We start from the raw sequence: 16,559 nt of genomic DNA on the forward strand, positions 1-16,559 counted from the left end.
TGCATAAAGCGGCAGGTCGATTGACCTGCCACTGAAACGCTGTGGCGAGCCCGGCGGTTACATCAACCGCTTCCGTTCGCTGGAAGGCGCGATCCCCAGGGATTCGCGGTACTTGGCGACGGTACGACGGGCTACCTGAATGCCTTGTGCCTCCAGTAAACCAGCGATCTTGCTGTCACTCAACGGCTTTTTCTGATTTTCCGCGGCGACCAGTTTTTTGATGATCGCGCGGATCGCCGTGGACGAGCATTCACCGCCTTCGGAGGTACTTACGTGGCTGGAGAAAAAGTATTTCAGTTCATAAATGCCCCGTGGGGTATGCATGAATTTTTGCGTGGTCACCCGTGAAATCGTCGATTCGTGCATGCCCACCGCTTCGGCGATGTCATGCAGGACCAGCGGTTTCATCGCTTCATCGCCGTACTCGAGGAAGCCGCGCTGATGCTCGACGATCTGGGTGGCGACTTTCATCAGGGTTTCGTTACGGCTCTGCAGGCTCTTGATGAACCAGCGGGCCTCCTGCAGCTGATTGCGCATGAAGGTGTTGTCGGCGCTGGTGTCGGCGCGCCGCACGAAGCCGGCGTACTGCGGGTTGACGCGCAGGCGCGGCACGGACTCCTGGTTCAGCTCCACCAGCCAGCGTTCGTTGTCCTTGCGCACTATGACGTCGGGGACCACGTATTCGGCTTCGGTGGATTCGATTTGCGAGCCCGGCCGTGGGTTGAGGCTCTGTACCAGCTCGATGACCTGGCGCAGTTCGTCTTCCTTGAGCTTCATGCGCCGCATCAGCTGGCTGTAGTCGCGGCTGCCGAGCAGGTCGATGAAGTCGGTGACCAGGCGCTTGGCTTCAGTCAGCCAGGGGGTCTTGGCGGGTAGCTGGCGCAGTTGCAGCAGCAGGCATTCACCCAGGTTGCGGGCGCCGATGCCGGCGGGCTCGAACTGCTGGATGCGGTGCAGGACGGCCTCGATTTCATCGAGTTCGATGTCCAGCTCCGGATCGAAGGCTTCGAGGATTTCCTCGAGGGTTTCATCCAGATAGCCCTGATTGTTGATGCAGTCGATCAGGGTCACGGCGATCAGGCGATCGGTGTCGGACATGGGCGCCAGGTTCAACTGCCAGAGCAGATGGCTCTGCAGGCTTTCGCCGGCCGAGGTGCGGGTGGTGAAGTCCCACTCGTCGTCATCGTTGCTGGGCAGGCTGCTGGCGCTGGTCTGGTAGACGTCTTCCCAGGCGGTATCGACTGGCAGATCGTTGGGAATGCGTTCGTTCCATTCGCCGTCCTCGAGGTTGTCCACCGTCGGGGCGGTTTCCTGGTAGGAGGGTTCCTGGATATCGGTATTGGGTTTCTGCTCGGCGTTGTCGGCCAGCGGATCGGTGTTATCGAAGTCGTCGCCTTCTTCCTGGCGCTCGAGCATCGGGTTGGACTCCAGGGCCTCCTGGATCTCCTGTTGCAGGTCCAGGGTCGACAATTGGAGCAGGCGGATGGCCTGTTGCAGCTGCGGTGTCATCGTCAGCTGCTGGCCCATTCTGAGGACTAGCGATGGTTTCATGGCAGGGGCTTAACACCTTATTCGCCGGCGCACATGCGCCATCCACTACAGGGCGCGTGAGCGCCAAACATAAGCAAATTATATGCCTGAAACTGAAGTGTTTGCCTAGAGCGCTGTAACAATAAAAACAGCAGGGTTTTATTGGGGCGGGCGCTCTGGCGACCAGCCAAACACCTCAGGGCTTACAGGCGGAACTCATGGCCCAGGTACACTTCCTTGACCAGCTCGTTGGCGAGGATGGTTTCGGCGTCGCCTTCGGCGATCAGCTGGCCGTCGTTGACGATGTAGGCGGTTTCGCAGATATCCAGGGTTTCACGGACGTTGTGGTCGGTGATGAGCACCCCGATGCCTTTGGCCTTCAGGTGGTGAATGATCTGCTTGATGTCGCCTACCGAGATCGGGTCCACGCCGGCGAAGGGTTCGTCGAGCAGGATGAACTTGGGGGCGGTGGCCAGTGCGCGAGCGATTTCCACACGGCGACGTTCACCACCGGAGAGGCTCATGCCGAGGTTGTCGCGAATATGGTTGATGTGGAATTCCTGCAGCAGGCTTTCCAGTTCCTGGCGACGGCCGGCCTTGTCGAGCTCCTTGCGGGTCTCGAGGATGGCCATGATGTTGTCGGCCACCGAGAGCTTGCGGAAGATCGAGGCTTCCTGCGGCAGGTAACCGATCCCGGCGCGGGCGCGGCCGTGCATCGGCTGGTGGCTGACATCCAGGTCGTCGATCAGGATGCGTCCCTGATCGGCCTGGACCAGGCCGACGATCATGTAGAAGCAGGTGGTCTTGCCGGCGCCGTTGGGGCCGAGCAGGCCGACGATCTGGCCGCTGTCGATGGACAGGCTGACGTCACGCACGACCTGGCGGCTCTTGTAGCTCTTGGCCAGGTGCTGAGCTTTCAGAGTTGCCATTACTGGGCCTTTTCGTCAGTTTTCTTTTTCGGCTGGATGACCATGTCGATCCGTGGACGCGACTCGGTGACCTTGCTGCCGGTGGCGCGACCGGCGCTGGCCAGCTTCTTGTCGGTGTCGTAGACGATCTTCTCGCCCTGGGTGATGTTGCCGTCCTTGTCGACGACTTTGGCGCGGTCGATCAGCACGACGCGGTTCTGCGCAGCGTGGTACTGGATGGTCACGCCGTAGCCCTGGACCGGCTTGGTGTCGCCCTGGGTTTGAATCTGTTCGAAGTAGGCCAGGTTGCCCACCGAGGTCACCACGTCGATGTCACCGGTCTGGGTGCGGGTGATGGTCACGGTATTGCCGGTGACCTTCATCGAGCCCTGGGTGATGATCACGTCGCCTCTGTAGGTGGCTACGCCATTCTTGTCGTCCAGTTGAGCGTCGTCGGCCTGGATGCGGATGGGTTGCTGGCTATCGTTCGGCAGAGCCCAGGCGCTCACGCTTCCCAGTGCTGCGCCCAGACCGAGCAAAATAGGGAGGGTTTTAACGAGCCTCATACTGTCCTCTTACGTTCGATAGCAGGTTCATCCTGCCGTCTTTCAAATACGCTTTCATTCCCTTGCCAGTCGTCACGCCGCCGGCGCCGTCGATTCTAACGTCTTGATCGGTCTGCGCATATTGCTTCTGCGGGAATACTGTCATGCGGGTCGTGGTGATCAGCAGGTTGCGATTTTTCTCGTCGGTGCGGGAAACCCGTACCGAATCGATCAACTCGACCTGGGTGCCGTCCGGGTTGACTTCGCCGTGTTCGCTCTGGACGTGCCAGGGGAAGGCGGTGCCGCGATACATCTGCAGGTCCGGCTTGGTCAGCAGTGTCACCTCGGTGGCCTTGAGGTGTTCGACCTTGTCGGACGTCATTTCGTACTGCAGCTTGCCGTCAGGCAGGTACTGCACGCTATGGGCGTTGATGGCGTAGTAGTCGATGGCGCTTTCGTCGACCTGCGCAACCGGCTTGTCGAGGAAGCGTTCCGGGCTGATGTTCCAGTATCCCACCGCCAGGAACAGCGCGGTGATGATGCCGAAGATCAGGATGTTGCGAATCTTTTTGCTCAGCATGGGAGGCTCTATAAGTAGGCGGCGTGGGCCGCTTCAAGGCTGCCTTGGGCGCGCAGGATCAGCTCGCAGAACTCGCGGGCGGCACCTTCGCCGCCACGGGCCTGGGTGACGCCATGGGCGTGTTCACGGACAAAGCTGGCGGCATTGGCGACGGCCATGCCCAGGCCGACCCGGCGGATCACCGGCAGGTCCGGCAGATCGTCGCCCAGGTAGGCGACCTGCTCATAGCTTAGGCCCAGTTGGGCAAGAAGCCCGTCCAGCACCACCAGTTTGTCCTCGCGGCCCTGAAACAGATGGGGAATCCCCAGGTTCTTCGCCCGACGCTCGACCACCGGCGTCTTGCGTCCGCTGATGATTGCCGTCTGTATGCCCGTGGCCATCAGCATCTTGATGCCCTGGCCATCGAGGGTGTTGAAGGTCTTGAACTCGCTGCCGTCTTCGAGGAAGTACAGGCGACCGTCGGTCAGTACGCCGTCGACGTCGAATACCGCCAGCTTGATGTTCTTGCCGCGTTGCAGCAGATCCGTGCTCATTACATGACTCCCGCGCGCAGCAGGTCGGACAGGTTGAAGGCGCCGATCGGGCGATCGTCCTTGTCCACCACGACCAGTGCGTTGATTCGATTGTCTTCCATGATTTTCAGGGCTTCGGCCGCCAGCATTTCGGCGCGGGCGGTCTTGCCGTGAACGGTCATGACTTCATCGATGGTGGTGTGGTGAATGTCGATGGTGCGGTCCAGGGTGCGGCGCAGGTCACCGTCGGTGAAGACTCCGGCCAGGCGCCCATCGGCTTCGACAATGACGGTCATGCCCAGGCCCTTGCGGGTCATTTCCATCAAGGCATCCTTGAGCAGGGTGCCACGCTGGACCTGTGGCAGCTGTTCGCCGGCATGCATGACGTTCTCGACCTTCAGCAGCAGGCGACGGCCCAAGGCGCCGCCCGGATGGGAGAAGGCGAAGTCTTCGGCGGTGAAGCCGCGGGCTTCCAGCAGCGCCACGGCCAGGGCGTCGCCCATGACCAGGGCGGCGGTGGTCGAGGAGGTCGGGGCCAGGTTCAGCGGGCAGGCCTCTTGCTCGACCTGGACGTTGAGGTTGACCTCGGCGGCCTTGGCCAGCGGTGAGTCAGGGTTGCCGGTAATGCTGATCAACTGGATGCCCAGGCGCTTGATCAGCGGCAACAGGGTCACGATTTCATTGGTCGAGCCAGAGTTGGACAGGGCGAGGATCACGTCGTCCCGGGTAATCATGCCCATGTCGCCATGGCTGGCTTCGGCCGGATGGACAAAAAACGCAGTGGTACCGGTGCTGGCCAGGGTGGCGGCGATTTTGTTGCCGATATGCCCGGACTTGCCCATTCCGACCACTACTACGCGGCCTTTGCTGGCCAGAATCATCTCGCAAGCGCGTACGAAATCTGCGTCGATATGTGGCAGCAAGCCTTGTACGGCTTCTATCTCGAGGCGGATGGTGCGTTGTGCCGATTGAATCAGGTCGCTGGATTGGCTCATGTCAGAAATCGTATAGCCTGATGAAAAGGCGGCGATTATAGCGGTAATGATCGATTCCCTCACGCAAGTTCGTCAGCCTTTGTCCTTCTATAGGCTGGAATTGTTCTGTAAAGCCCGTTTTAGCCTGTCGTGAACCTGAACACAGATGGCTTCGGCCTTGGGGGCTCCGTATCAGCAGTGATATAGTTCGCCGCCAGTTCGGCCTGCCCTGGGTGCATGTACTCCCGGCAGGGAGCCAAGCGTCCGAGTGTGAGGCTGCATCGCAAGGAGTTTAGATGAGTGCCGATAACGCCTACGCGGTCGAGCTGAAGGGACTGTCCTTCAAGCGCGGTGCGCGCAGCATCTTCAATAATGTCGATATCCGTATTCCACGGGGCAAGGTCACCGGCATCATGGGGCCTTCCGGTTGCGGCAAGACCACGCTCCTGCGGTTGATGGGCGCGCAGTTGCGCCCCAGCAGCGGTGAAGTCTGGGTCAACGGCCAGAACCTGCCCAAATTGTCGCGTGGCGATCTGTTCGACGCCCGCAAGCAGATGGGCGTGCTGTTTCAGAGCGGCGCGCTGTTTACCGATCTCGATGTGTTCGAGAACGTCGCCTTTCCGCTGCGCGTTCATACCCAGCTGCCGGATGAAATGATCCGCGATATCGTCCTGCTCAAGTTGCAGGCGGTCGGGTTGCGCGGTGCCATCGACCTGATGCCCGACGAGCTGTCCGGCGGCATGAAGCGTCGTGTGGCCCTGGCCCGGGCCATCGCCCTGGACCCGCAGATCCTCATGTACGACGAGCCGTTCGTAGGCCAGGACCCCATCGCCATGGGCGTGCTGGTGCGCCTGATCCGCCTGCTCAACGACGCGCTGGGTATCACCAGCATCGTGGTTTCCCATGATCTGGCGGAAACCGCGAGCATCGCCGACTACATCTATGTGGTGGGCGATGGCCAGGTGCTGGGGCAGGGTACGCCCGACGAACTGATGGATTCCGATAACCCGCGGATCCGCCAGTTCATGAAAGGCGACCCCGACGGTCCGGTACCCTTTCACTTTCCAGCGCCGGACTACCGCGCAGATCTTCTGGGGAAGCGCTGATGCGCAAAGTATCTTTATTGGAGCGAATTCGTCTGTTCGGTCGCTCGGGCATCGACGTTCTCGCGGTGCTCGGGCGTTCGAGCCTGATGCTGTTTCATGTGTTGTTCGGCCGCGGCAGTATCGGCGGCAGCTTCGGCCTGCTGGTCAAGCAGCTGCATTCGGTGGGCGTGATGTCCCTGGTGATCATCGTGGTCTCCGGGATATTCATCGGCATGGTGCTGGCGCTGCAGGGCTTCAATATCCTGTCCAGCTACGGTTCGGAGCAGGCGGTGGGGCAGATGGTCGCCCTGACCCTGCTGCGTGAACTGGGGCCGGTGGTCACGGCATTGCTCTTCGCCGGCCGGGCCGGTTCGGCGTTGACCGCGGAAATCGGCAACATGAAAGCCACCGAACAGCTCTCCAGCCTGGAGATGATCGGTGTCGACCCGCTCAAATACATTGTCGCGCCACGTCTGTGGGCCGGTTTCATTTCCCTGCCGTTGCTGGCGATCATTTTCAGCGTGGTGGGCATCTGGGGCGGTTCGTGGGTGGCCGTCGACTGGCTGGGGGTCTATGAAGGTTCCTACTGGTCGAACATGCAAAACAGTGTGACGTTCAGCGATGACGTGCTCAATGGCATCATCAAGAGCATCGTTTTCGCCTTTGTCGTGACCTGGATCGCCGTATTCCAAGGCTATGACTGCGAGCCCACTTCAGAGGGGATCAGTCGTGCCACTACCAAGACCGTTGTGTACGCCTCGTTGGCCGTACTCGGCCTGGACTTTATTCTGACCGCCTTGATGTTTGGAGATTTCTGATGCAAAACCGCACCCTGGAAATCGGTGTCGGCCTTTTCCTGCTGGCTGGCATCCTGGCTTTGTTGTTGCTTGCCTTGCGGGTCAGTGGCTTGTCCCCGACCTCGAGCACCGATACTTATAAACTTTACGCATATTTCGACAATATCGCCGGTTTGACGGTCAGAGCTAAAGTGACCATGGCCGGTGTGACCATCGGCAAGGTCACGGCTATCGATCTGGACCGCGACAGTTTCACCGGTCGGGTCACGCTGCAGTTGGAAAAACGCGTAGATAACCTGCCGACCGACTCGACTGCATCTATCCTGACCGCTGGGCTGCTTGGCGAGAAATACATTGGTATCAGCGTCGGCGGCGAAGACACGTTGCTCAAGGATGGCGGGACCATCCACGACACCCAGTCTTCACTGGTACTTGAGGACCTGATCGGTAAATTCCTGCTCAATACCGTTAGCAAAGACGCCAAATGAGGACTTTTTCATGATCTCTACCTTGCGACGTAGCCTGTTGGTATTACTGGCGGCGTTGCCGTTGATGGCTCACGCCGTGGCGGCGCCTTCCGCGCATGATCTGGTACAGGACACCACCAGCCGTCTGCTGGCCGACCTGGCCGCCAACAAAGAAAAGTACAAGCAAGACCCGCAGGACTTTTATACGGCGCTGAACAGCATCGTGGGTCCGGTCGTGGATGCCGAAGGTATTTCCAAGAGCATCATGACAGTCAAGTACTCGCGTAAGGCCACGCCGGAGCAAATGCGCACCTTTGAGGAAAACTTCAAGAAGGGCCTGTTCCAGTTCTATGGCAACGCTTTGCTGGAGTACAACAACCAGGGCATCGTCGTTGATCCTGCCAAGGACGAGTCGGGAGACCGTACCAGCGTCGGCATGACGGTCAAGGGCAGCAACGGCGCGGTCTATCCTGTGTCCTACACGCTGGAGAAGATCAACGGCGAGTGGAAGCTGCGCAACGTGATCATCAACGGCATCAATATCGGCAAGCTGTTCCGCGATCAGTTCGCCGATGCCATGCAGCGCAACGGCAACGACCTGGACAAGACCATCAACAACTGGGCTGGCGAAGTGGCCAAGGCCAAGGAATCAACCGAAAACTCGCCTGAGAAGGTCACGAAATGAGTGAGTCGGCCGTCCGTCTGGGTGAAGCCGGCGACCTGCTGATCAGCGGTGTGCTGGACTATCGCTCCGGCCCGGGCCTGCGCAAGCAGGGGCAGGCGCTGATCGCCTCCAGCACCGCGGCGGCGCTGGTGCTCGACTGTTCGGCGGTAGAGAAATCCAGCAGCGTCGGCTTGTCGTTGCTGCTGGCCTTCATGCGCGATGCCGCGGCGGCCGGCAAGGCCGTCAGCATCCGCGCGTTGCCCGAAGACATGCGCGAAATCGCCGAGGTTTCCGGTTTGACCGAGCTGCTGGCGCAGCCTTAGCAACCCATCGACAAGCAAGCCCCCCGTCAGAGTCCTGCTATGCGGGGTTCGCAGGCGCGGGGCTTTTTTGTATGATGTCCGACCCGCGCGCACAGGGCGCCGATTGAGGTTGAGCATGCAGGCCAACGAAGTGAAGAGCTTCCTTGAAGGAAAGCTGTCCGAGACTCTTTCATCCGTTCAGGTAGAAGTTGAGGGCGAAGGCTGCAACTTTCAGTTGAACGTGATCAGTGACGAACTGGTGGCCTTGAGTCCGGTCAAGCGTCAGCAGAGCATCTATGCCCATTTGAACCCGTGGATCGCCGATGGCAGCATCCATGCGGTCACTATGAAATTTTTCAGCAGCGCGGCCTGGGCCGAGCGCACCTGAGCCCAAGGGCGTCGAGATTCTTATGGATAAATTGATTATTACCGGCGGCGTTCGTCTTGATGGCGAGATCCGCATTTCCGGGGCAAAGAACTCTGCCCTGCCGATTCTGGCGGCAACCCTGCTGTGCGATGGCCCGGTCACGGTCGCCAACCTGCCGCACCTGCACGACATCACCACCATGATCGAGCTGTTCGGTCGCATGGGCATTGAGCCGGTGATCGATGAGAAGCTCAGCGTCGAAATCGACCCACGCACCATCAAGACCCTGGTTGCTCCTTATGAGCTGGTCAAGACCATGCGTGCCTCGATCCTGGTGCTGGGCCCGATGGTTGCCCGTTTCGGCGAAGCCGAAGTCGCGCTGCCTGGCGGTTGCGCCATCGGTTCGCGTCCGGTCGACCTGCACATCCGCGGCCTGGAAGCCATGGGCGCGGTGATCGACGTCGAAGGTGGCTACATCAAGGCCAAGGCGCCTGAAGGCGGCCTGCGCGGTGCGCACTTCTTCTTCGATACCGTGAGTGTGACCGGTACCGAGAACATCATGATGGCCGCCGCGCTGGCCAAAGGCCGCAGCGTGCTGCAGAACGCTGCCCGCGAACCTGAAGTGGTCGACCTGGCGAACTTCCTCAACGCCATGGGCGCCAAGGTTTCCGGCGCCGGTACCGACACCATCACCATCGACGGTGTCGAGCGCCTGCACTCGGCGACCTACAAGGTCATGCCTGACCGCATCGAAACCGGCACCTACCTGGTCGCCGCTGCCGTGACCGGCGGTCGCGTGAAGGTCAAGGACACCGATCCGACCATCCTCGAAGCCGTCCTGGAAAAACTCAAGGAATCCGGCGCCGAAGTCACCACCGGCGAGGACTGGATCGAGCTGAACATGCACGGCAAGCGTCCGAAGGCGGTCAATGTGCGTACCGCGCCGTACCCGGCGTTCCCGACCGACATGCAGGCCCAGTTCATCTCCCTCAACGCCATTGCCGAAGGCACGGGCGCAGTGATCGAGACCATCTTCGAAAACCGCTTCATGCACGTCTACGAACTGCACCGCATGGGCGCGAAGATCCAGGTCGAAGGCAACACTGCCATCGTCACCGGTACCGAAATCCTCAAGGGCGCCCCTGTCATGGCCACCGACCTGCGGGCTTCGGCCAGCCTGGTGATCTCGGCCCTGATGGCCGAAGGCGACACCCTGATCGATCGCATCTACCACATCGACCGTGGTTACGAGTGCATCGAAGAGAAGCTGCAGATGCTCGGCGCCAAGATCCGCCGCGTACCGGGCTAGTTTGCGTGATGGGCACAGGGACGTGCCCCAAGGTTTCGTTCCAAGTCGAGCCTGTGTTCAGGCTCGATGCGTGTCTGGCGCCGTTTGCGACCGGGCATGAGTATCCTGATAAGGACTTACGTTTCCCATGTTGACCATCGCACTGTCCAAGGGCCGCATCCTTGATGACACCTTGCCGCTTCTGGCTGAAGCCGGCATCGTGCCCACCGAGAATCCGGACAAGAGCCGCAAGCTGATCATCCCCACGACCCAGGCCGATGTGCGCTTGCTGATCGTGCGCGCCACCGACGTGCCGACCTATGTCGAACATGGTGCCGCCGACCTCGGCGTTGCCGGTAAAGATGTGCTGATGGAATACGGCGGCCAGGGCCTGTACGAGCCGCTGGACCTGCAGATCGCCCAGTGCAAGCTGATGACCGCCGGTGCCATCGGCGCGGCCGAGCCCAAGGGCCGCCTGCGTGTCGCCACCAAGTTCGTCAATGTTGCCAAGCGCTACTACGCCGAGCAGGGTCGCCAGGTCGACATCATCAAGCTGTACGGCTCGATGGAGCTGGCGCCGCTGATCGGCCTGGCGGACAAGATCATCGACGTGGTCGACACCGGCAACACCCTGCGGGCCAACGGCCTGGAGCCCCAGGAGCTGATTTCCATGATCAGTTCCCGTCTGGTGGTCAACAAGGCCTCCATGAAAATGCAGCACGCCCGCATCCAGGCACTGATCGACACCCTGCGCAAAGCAGTGGAGTCGCGACACCGCGGTTGATTCACTCGCGCGGCGCTAGCCGCGCCCGTCTATCCGTGTCATAGCCAATTTTCTCAGGTGCCCGCGCGAATGGACTGGTAGCTTAGGGTGCCTGAGCATTAGCTATTCAATGAGGCCCTCGCTATGACCGCTCCCACTGCAATTCGCCGACTCAACGCTGCTGACCCGGATTTCGCGCATCATCTGGATCATCTGCTGAGCTGGGAAAGTGTGTCTGACGACTCGGTCAATCAGCGGGTGCTGGACATCATCAAGGCGGTGCGCGAGCGCGGCGACGCGGCGCTGGTGGAATTCACCCAGCGTTTCGACGGCCTGCAAGTGGCGTCCATGGCCGACCTGATCCTGCCGCGCGAGCGCCTGGAACTGGCCCTGACCCGGATCACCGCGGCCCAGCGCGAAGCCCTGGAAAAGGCCGCGGCACGGGTGCGCAGCTACCACGAAAAACAGAAACAGGACTCCTGGAGCTACACCGAGGCCGACGGCACGGTGCTGGGCCAGAAGGTCACGCCGCTGGATCGCGCCGGCCTGTATGTGCCGGGCGGCAAGGCGTCTTATCCATCCTCGGTATTGATGAATGCCATTCCGGCCAAAGTCGCTGGCGTCACCGAAGTGGTGATGGTGGTGCCGACCCCGCGTGGCGAGGTCAATGAACTGGTGCTGGCTGCGGCCTGCATCGCCGGCGTCGACCGGGTGTTCACCATCGGTGGCGCCCAGGCCGTTGCCGCCCTGGCCTACGGCACCGAAAGCGTGCCTCAGGTGGACAAGGTGGTCGGCCCGGGCAACATCTATGTGGCCACCGCCAAGCGCCACGTATTCGGCCAGGTCGGCATCGACATGATCGCCGGTCCTTCGGAGATCCTGGTGGTGTGCGACGGCCAGACCGATCCGGACTGGATCGCCATGGACCTGTTCTCCCAGGCCGAGCACGACGAAGACGCCCAGGCGATCCTGGTCAGCCCGGACGCGGCGTTCCTCGACCAGGTCGCCGCCAGCATCGCCAAGCTGCTGCCGACCATGGAGCGCGCGGAAATCATCAATACCTCGATCAACGGCCGTGGCGCCCTGATCCAGGTGCGTGACATGCAACAGGCCATTGACGTGGCCAACCGCATCGCTCCGGAGCACCTCGAGCTGTCCGTCGCCGATCCCCAGGCCTGGCTGCCGCAGATCCGTCACGCCGGCGCGATCTTCATGGGCCGTCACACCTCCGAGGCCCTGGGCGACTACTGCGCGGGCCCGAACCACGTGCTGCCGACTTCCGGCACGGCACGTTTCTCCTCGCCGCTGGGGGTGTATGACTTCCAGAAACGTTCGTCGATCATTTTCTGCTCCGAGCAGGGCGCTTCCGAACTGGGCAAGACCGCCTCGGTGCTGGCCCGTGGCGAGTCGCTGAGCGCCCACGCCCGCAGTGCGGAATACCGGATCATCGCTGACCAGGAACAGGGGCAATAAGCATGAGTAAATTCTGGAGTCCATTCGTCAAGGACTTGGTGCCCTATGTGCCGGGCGAACAGCCGAAGCTGACCAGGCTGGTCAAGCTCAACACCAACGAAAACCCTTACGGCCCGTCGCCCAAGGCTCTGGCCGCGATGCAGGGCGAACTGAACGACAACCTGCGCCTGTACCCGGACCCCAACAGCGACCTGCTCAAGCAGGCGGTGGCCCGGTATTACGGGGTACAGAGCAACCAGGTGTTCCTCGGCAACGGTTCCGACGAAGTGCTGGCGCACATCTTCCACGGCTTGCTGCAGCACGACCAACCGCTGCTGTTCCCGGACATCAGCTACAGCTTCTATCCGGTGTATTGCGGCCTGTACGGCATCGACTTCGACGCGGTGCCGCTGGACGAGCAGTTCCAGATCCGCCCAGCCGATTACGCCAGGCCGAACGGCGGGATCATCTTCCCCAACCCGAACGCGCCGACCGGCTGCCTGCTGGCCCTGGAGGCCGTCGAGCAGATCCTCAAGGCCAGCCCGGATTCGGTCGTGGTGGTGGACGAGGCGTACATCGACTTCGGCGGTGAAACCGCCATCAGCCTGGTGGACCGCTATCCGAACCTGCTGGTGACCCAGACCCTGTCCAAGTCCCGTTCCCTGGCTGGCCTGCGGGTCGGCCTGGCGGTGGGGCACCCGGACCTGATAGAGGCGCTGGAGCGGATCAAGAACAGCTTCAACTCCTACCCGCTGGATCGCCTGGCGATAGTTGGCGCCGCGGCGGCGTTCGATGATCGCGAGTACTTCGCCAAGACCTGCCAGCTGGTGATCGACAGTCGCGAGCAGGTGGTGGCGCAGTTGCGCGCCAAGGGCTTTGAAGTGCTGCCGTCGGCTGCCAACTTCATCTTTGCCCGTCACCCACGACATGATGCGGCGGGCCTGGCGTCCAAGCTGCGGGAGCAGGGGGTGATTGTCCGGCACTTCAAGCAGGAGCGGATTGCCCAGTTCCTGCGAATCAGTATCGGTACGCCGGAGCAGAACCAGGCCCTGATCGACGGCCTGGGCGAGCTGTAAGCCCTAGCGCGAGCCAGCCCTCTCCTGTTGGAGCGAGCTGGCTGGCGATGCTTTTACTCTTTTTCCTTGACCGGCGCCGGTGGCGGGCGCAGGCCGATTTCGGCGGTGAGCTTGAGCTCCTTGCCGTTGCGCATTACCTGGATGCTGACTTTGTCGCTGGGTTTGATCCGCGCCACCTGGTTCATCGAGCGACGGCCATCGCCGGCCGGTTCGCCATCGATGCTGAGAATCACGTCACCCAACTGCATGCCGGCCTTTTGCGCAGGACCGTCGCGGAAAATCCCCGCCACCACGATGCCCGGGCGCCCGGACAAGCCGAACGACTCGGCCAGTTCCTGGGTCAGCGGCTGCACCTCGATGCCCAGCCAGCCACGAATCACCTGGCCGTGCTCGATGATCGATTTCATCACCTCCATGGCCAGCTTGATCGGGATGGCGAAGCCAATGCCCTGGGAGCCGCCGGACTTGGAGAAGATCGCCGTGTTGATCCCGGTCAGGTTGCCGTTGGCATCCACCAGCGCGCCGCCGGAGTTGCCCGGGTTGATCGCCGCGTCGGTCTGGATGAAGTCTTCGTAGTTGTTCAGGCCCAGCTGATTGCGCCCGGTGGCGCTGATGATGCCCATGGTCACGGTCTGGCCGACCCCGAACGGGTTGCCGATGGCCAGGGTCACGTCGCCGATGCGAATGCTGTCGGAGCGTCCGACGGTGATCGAGGGCAGGTTCTTCAGGTCGATCTTGAGGACCGCCAGGTCGGTTTCCGGGTCGCTGCCGATCACATGGGCCAGGGTTTCACGACCGTCCTTGAGCGCCACCACAATCTGTTCGGCGCCGGAGGTCACGTGGTTGTTGGTCAGCAGATAACCTTCGGGGCTCATGATCACCCCGGAACCCAGGCTTGACTCCATGCGCTGCTGCTTGGGCAGGTTGTCGCCGAAGAAGCGGCGGAACTGCGGGTCCTCGAACAACGGGTGCGCCGGTTTGTTGATGACCTTGGTGGTGTACAGGTTGACCACCGCCGGCGCAGCGATCGCCACGGCATCGGCATAGGACACCGGGCCTTGTCGAAGCGCCTTGGTTTGCGGGGCTTGCTGCAGGTTGACGTCCAGGCTGGGCAGGCCGACCCATTGCGGGTAACGCTGAATTATCAGCAACGCGATAAGCACGCCGGCCAACAGCGGCCAGCCAAAAAAACGCAGAGCCTTGAGCATTGAGCAAGTCCTGAGAGGTTGCAGGCCGCCCGGGACGGCCCATAATGTCGCGCATTATACGAGGCCGCGCGCGCCTCTGAACGGGATATTTAGGAGTCTTTTATGGCCGTTGCCCTGAGCACTCTGGTAGAGGAGGCGGACCGCTACCTGGGCAGTTCGCGAATCGCCGATTACTGCCCCAATGGCCTGCAGGTCGAAGGCCGGCCACAGGTGATGCGCATTGTCAGCGGCGTCACGGCCAGCCAGGCGTTGCTCGATGCCGCGGTGGAGGCCAATGCCGATCTGGTGCTGGTGCATCACGGCTATTTCTGGAAAGGCGAGAACCCCTGCATCACCGGCATGAAGCAGCGCCGGCTGAAAACCCTGCTCAAGCACGATATCAGCCTGCTGGCTTATCACCTGCCGCTGGACCTGCACCCGGACGTCGGCAACAACGTGCAACTGGCGCGGCAACTGGATATTACTGTGGAAGGTCCGCTGGACCCGGACAACCTGAAGATCGTCGGGCTGGTCGGTTCCCTCGCCGAGCCCATGACCGCACGGGACTTCGCGCGCAAGGTCCAGGAGGTGATGGGGCGCGAGCCGCTGGTGGTCGAAGGCAGCAAGATGATCCGGCGTGTCGGCTGGTGCACCGGTGGCGGCCAGGGCTACATCGATCAGGCGGTGCTGGCCGGCGTCGATCTGTACCTGAGCGGCGAAGCGTCGGAGCAGACCTTCCACAGCGCCCGGGAAAACGACATCAGTTTTATCGCCGCCGGTCATCACGCCACCGAGCGTTACGGCGTGCAGGCGCTGGGGGATTACCTGGCCCGACGCTTCGCCCTCGAGCACTTGTTCATCGACTGCCCGAACCCTATATAAAGCCTTGTCCTGTAGCCGCTGCCGCAGGCTGCGATGGCCCAGGCCACGCTGGTCGAAGGACCTTCAAGAGCACACTGCCGCGCAGTCGATTGCAGCCTGCGACAGCGGCTACAGAAGGACCTGAACACAACAAACAGGCGGGTATATTCATATACCGTTTCGATCTAGTCGGCGTCCTGATTAGAAGAGGTCGCTGTGCTAGCATGCCCCGCTCGAACACGGCCCGCAGGCCGTCCATAAGAAAGCTTTCGTGAGTAGCCATGGTCGACAAACTGACGCATCTGAAACAGCTGGAGGCGGAAAGCATCCACATCATCCGCGAGGTGGCCGCCGAGTTCGACAACCCGGTGATGCTGTACTCCATCGGTAAAGACTCCGCCGTGATGCTGCACCTGGCGCGCAAGGCGTTCTTCCCGGGCAAGCTGCCGTTTCCGGTGATGCACGTCGACACCCAGTGGAAATTCCAGGAGATGTACAAGTTCCGCGATCGCATGGTCGAAGAGCTGGGCCTGGAACTGATCACCCACGTCAACCCGGAAGGCGTTGCGCAGGGCATCAACCCCTTCACCCACGGCAGTGCCAAGCACACCGACATCATGAAGACCGAGGGCCTCAAGCAGGCGCTGGACAAGTACGGTTTCGATGCGGCGTTCGGCGGTGCCCGGCGTGACGAAGAGAAATCCCGCGCCAAGGAGCGCGTGTACTCGTTCCGCGACAGCAAGCATCGCTGGGACCCGAAGAACCAGCGCCCCGAGCTGTGGAACGTCTACAACGGCAAGGTCAACAAGGGCGAGTCGATCCGCGTCTTCCCGCTGTCGAACTGGACCGAGCTGGACATCTGGCAATACATCTACCTCGAAGGCATCCCGATCGTGCCGCTGTACTTCGCCGCCGAGCGCGAAGTGATCGAGAAGAACGGCACCCTGATCATGATCGACGACGAGCGCATTCTTGAGCACCTCTCCGACGAGGAGAAGGCCCGCATCGTCAAGAAGAAGGTGCGTTTCCGTACCCTTGGCTGCTACCCGTTGACGGGCGCGGTGGAGTCCGAGGCCGAAAGCCTGACGGACATCATTCAGGAAATGCTCCTGACGCGAACTTCCGAGCGCCAGGGCCGGGTCATCGATCACGATGGCGCCGGTTCCATGGAAGACAAGAAACGTCAGGGCTATTTCTAAGT

At 61.4% G+C, this 16,559-nt stretch carries 19 protein-coding genes; 12 read left to right on the plus strand and 7 right to left on the minus strand.

The genetic code is table 11. The annotated features are described in order from the left end of the window. Positions 1–57 precede the first annotated feature (57 nt). The 6 genes from C4K38_RS04745 to C4K38_RS04770 form a co-directional block, all read right to left on the minus strand. Positions 58–1,551: an RNA polymerase factor sigma-54 gene (locus tag C4K38_RS04745; protein WP_009047001.1), complete on the minus strand. Its 1,494-nt coding sequence runs from the start codon at positions 1,549–1,551 to the stop codon at positions 58–60. A 182-nt stretch (positions 1,552–1,733) separates the two neighbouring features. Further along, a complete protein-coding gene (gene lptB / locus C4K38_RS04750; protein WP_007929870.1) occupies positions 1,734–2,459 on the minus strand; it encodes an LPS export ABC transporter ATP-binding protein in 726 nt (241 codons plus the stop codon). Next, the gene (gene lptA, locus C4K38_RS04755) at positions 2,459–3,004 is read right to left on the minus strand and encodes a lipopolysaccharide transport periplasmic protein LptA (RefSeq protein WP_053277472.1); all 546 of its coding nucleotides are present in this window, start codon (positions 3,002–3,004) and stop codon (positions 2,459–2,461) included. The genes lptB and lptA overlap by 1 nt, the downstream gene beginning before the upstream one ends. Beyond that, entirely contained in the window at positions 2,991–3,563 is a 573-nt protein-coding gene (gene lptC, locus C4K38_RS04760) for an LPS export ABC transporter periplasmic protein LptC (protein ID WP_053277473.1), read from the minus strand. Before lptC ends, lptA begins: the two co-directional genes overlap by 14 nt. Before the next feature lie 8 nt (positions 3,564–3,571). Continuing rightward, a complete protein-coding gene (locus C4K38_RS04765) occupies positions 3,572–4,096 on the minus strand; it encodes a KdsC family phosphatase (protein ID WP_053277474.1) in 525 nt (174 codons plus the stop codon). Beyond that, entirely contained in the window at positions 4,096–5,070 is a 975-nt protein-coding gene (locus C4K38_RS04770) for a KpsF/GutQ family sugar-phosphate isomerase (RefSeq protein WP_007929866.1), read from the minus strand. Before C4K38_RS04770 ends, C4K38_RS04765 begins: the two co-directional genes overlap by 1 nt. A 275-nt stretch (positions 5,071–5,345) precedes the next feature. Between C4K38_RS04770 and C4K38_RS04775 the strand changes: the two genes are divergently transcribed. From C4K38_RS04775 to hisC, 10 genes are all read left to right on the plus strand, one after another. After that, on the plus strand, positions 5,346–6,155 hold the full coding sequence (locus C4K38_RS04775) for an ATP-binding cassette domain-containing protein (RefSeq protein ID WP_009042197.1): 810 nt from the start codon (positions 5,346–5,348) through the stop codon (positions 6,153–6,155). Beyond that, positions 6,155–6,952 carry a lipid asymmetry maintenance ABC transporter permease subunit MlaE gene (gene mlaE / locus C4K38_RS04780; protein WP_053277475.1) on the plus strand — a complete coding sequence of 266 codons (798 nt, stop codon included), beginning with the start codon at positions 6,155–6,157 and terminating at the stop codon, positions 6,950–6,952. Before C4K38_RS04775 ends, mlaE begins: the two co-directional genes overlap by 1 nt. Further along, positions 6,952–7,419: an outer membrane lipid asymmetry maintenance protein MlaD gene (gene mlaD / locus C4K38_RS04785; protein WP_007929863.1), complete on the plus strand. Its 468-nt coding sequence runs from the start codon at positions 6,952–6,954 to the stop codon at positions 7,417–7,419. Before mlaE ends, mlaD begins: the two co-directional genes overlap by 1 nt. 10 nt (positions 7,420–7,429) lie before the next feature. Further along, positions 7,430–8,083, plus strand: a complete 654-nt coding sequence (locus C4K38_RS04790; RefSeq protein ID WP_053277476.1) for an MlaC/ttg2D family ABC transporter substrate-binding protein — start codon at positions 7,430–7,432, stop codon at positions 8,081–8,083. Then, on the plus strand, positions 8,080–8,385 hold the full coding sequence (locus tag C4K38_RS04795) for an STAS domain-containing protein (RefSeq protein ID WP_053277477.1): 306 nt from the start codon (positions 8,080–8,082) through the stop codon (positions 8,383–8,385). The genes C4K38_RS04790 and C4K38_RS04795 overlap by 4 nt, the downstream gene beginning before the upstream one ends. A gap of 115 nt (positions 8,386–8,500) precedes the next feature. After that, positions 8,501–8,752, plus strand: coding sequence for a BolA family protein (locus tag C4K38_RS04800; RefSeq protein ID WP_007929860.1), 252 nt, complete (start codon positions 8,501–8,503; stop codon positions 8,750–8,752). 22 nt (positions 8,753–8,774) lie between these two features. After that, positions 8,775–10,040 carry a UDP-N-acetylglucosamine 1-carboxyvinyltransferase gene (gene murA / locus C4K38_RS04805; RefSeq protein ID WP_007929859.1) on the plus strand — a complete coding sequence of 422 codons (1,266 nt, stop codon included), beginning with the start codon at positions 8,775–8,777 and terminating at the stop codon, positions 10,038–10,040. 127 nt (positions 10,041–10,167) lie between these two features. Continuing rightward, the gene (hisG, locus tag C4K38_RS04810) at positions 10,168–10,803 is read left to right on the plus strand and encodes an ATP phosphoribosyltransferase (protein ID WP_025806433.1); all 636 of its coding nucleotides are present in this window, start codon (positions 10,168–10,170) and stop codon (positions 10,801–10,803) included. Between the two features lie 123 nt (positions 10,804–10,926). Continuing rightward, entirely contained in the window at positions 10,927–12,255 is a 1,329-nt protein-coding gene (hisD, locus tag C4K38_RS04815) for a histidinol dehydrogenase (RefSeq protein ID WP_053277478.1), read from the plus strand. 2 nt (positions 12,256–12,257) lie between these two features. Then, positions 12,258–13,310 (plus strand): histidinol-phosphate transaminase, encoded by a 1,053-nt coding sequence (gene hisC / locus C4K38_RS04820; RefSeq protein WP_053277479.1) that lies wholly within the window; start codon positions 12,258–12,260, stop codon positions 13,308–13,310. Between the two features lie 53 nt (positions 13,311–13,363). On the opposite strand, the gene algW is transcribed toward hisC, so the two are convergent. Continuing rightward, on the minus strand, positions 13,364–14,518 hold the full coding sequence (gene algW, locus C4K38_RS04825) for a Do family serine endopeptidase AlgW (protein ID WP_025806436.1): 1,155 nt from the start codon (positions 14,516–14,518) through the stop codon (positions 13,364–13,366). 102 nt (positions 14,519–14,620) lie between these two features. Here algW and C4K38_RS04830 point away from each other — a divergent pair, with 102 nt between their 5' ends. Continuing rightward, positions 14,621–15,379 carry a Nif3-like dinuclear metal center hexameric protein gene (locus C4K38_RS04830; protein WP_009042201.1) on the plus strand — a complete coding sequence of 253 codons (759 nt, stop codon included), beginning with the start codon at positions 14,621–14,623 and terminating at the stop codon, positions 15,377–15,379. A gap of 260 nt (positions 15,380–15,639) precedes the next feature. Further along, entirely contained in the window at positions 15,640–16,557 is a 918-nt protein-coding gene (gene cysD / locus C4K38_RS04840) for a sulfate adenylyltransferase subunit CysD (protein WP_007929849.1), read from the plus strand. The last annotated feature ends 2 nt before the right edge of the window (positions 16,558–16,559 follow it).

The sequence above is a fragment of the Pseudomonas chlororaphis subsp. piscium genome (genome assembly GCF_003850345.1).
GTDB classification, from domain to species: Bacteria; Pseudomonadota; Gammaproteobacteria; order Pseudomonadales; family Pseudomonadaceae; genus Aquipseudomonas; species Aquipseudomonas piscium.

Coding starts and splice junctions, on each gene's coding strand:
- cysD (WP_007929849.1), top strand. CDS start 15,640: ATGGTCGACAAACTGACGCATCTGAAACAGCTGGAGGCGGAAAGCATC.
- C4K38_RS04790 (WP_053277476.1), top strand. CDS start 7,430: ATGATCTCTACCTTGCGACGTAGCCTGTTGGTATTACTGGCGGCGTTG.
- lptC (WP_053277473.1), bottom strand. CDS start 3,563: ATGCTGAGCAAAAAGATTCGCAACATCCTGATCTTCGGCATCATCACC.
- hisD (WP_053277478.1), top strand. CDS start 10,927: ATGACCGCTCCCACTGCAATTCGCCGACTCAACGCTGCTGACCCGGAT.
- algW (WP_025806436.1), bottom strand. CDS start 14,518: ATGCTCAAGGCTCTGCGTTTTTTTGGCTGGCCGCTGTTGGCCGGCGTG.
- C4K38_RS04765 (WP_053277474.1), bottom strand. CDS start 4,096: ATGAGCACGGATCTGCTGCAACGCGGCAAGAACATCAAGCTGGCGGTA.
- mlaE (WP_053277475.1), top strand. CDS start 6,155: ATGCGCAAAGTATCTTTATTGGAGCGAATTCGTCTGTTCGGTCGCTCG.
- murA (WP_007929859.1), top strand. CDS start 8,775: ATGGATAAATTGATTATTACCGGCGGCGTTCGTCTTGATGGCGAGATC.
- C4K38_RS04745 (WP_009047001.1), bottom strand. CDS start 1,551: ATGAAACCATCGCTAGTCCTCAGAATGGGCCAGCAGCTGACGATGACA.
- mlaD (WP_007929863.1), top strand. CDS start 6,952: ATGCAAAACCGCACCCTGGAAATCGGTGTCGGCCTTTTCCTGCTGGCT.
- C4K38_RS04800 (WP_007929860.1), top strand. CDS start 8,501: ATGCAGGCCAACGAAGTGAAGAGCTTCCTTGAAGGAAAGCTGTCCGAG.
- C4K38_RS04795 (WP_053277477.1), top strand. CDS start 8,080: ATGAGTGAGTCGGCCGTCCGTCTGGGTGAAGCCGGCGACCTGCTGATC.
- C4K38_RS04830 (WP_009042201.1), top strand. CDS start 14,621: ATGGCCGTTGCCCTGAGCACTCTGGTAGAGGAGGCGGACCGCTACCTG.
- hisG (WP_025806433.1), top strand. CDS start 10,168: ATGTTGACCATCGCACTGTCCAAGGGCCGCATCCTTGATGACACCTTG.
- C4K38_RS04770 (WP_007929866.1), bottom strand. CDS start 5,070: ATGAGCCAATCCAGCGACCTGATTCAATCGGCACAACGCACCATCCGC.
- lptB (WP_007929870.1), bottom strand. CDS start 2,459: ATGGCAACTCTGAAAGCTCAGCACCTGGCCAAGAGCTACAAGAGCCGC.
- hisC (WP_053277479.1), top strand. CDS start 12,258: ATGAGTAAATTCTGGAGTCCATTCGTCAAGGACTTGGTGCCCTATGTG.
- C4K38_RS04775 (WP_009042197.1), top strand. CDS start 5,346: ATGAGTGCCGATAACGCCTACGCGGTCGAGCTGAAGGGACTGTCCTTC.
- lptA (WP_053277472.1), bottom strand. CDS start 3,004: ATGAGGCTCGTTAAAACCCTCCCTATTTTGCTCGGTCTGGGCGCAGCA.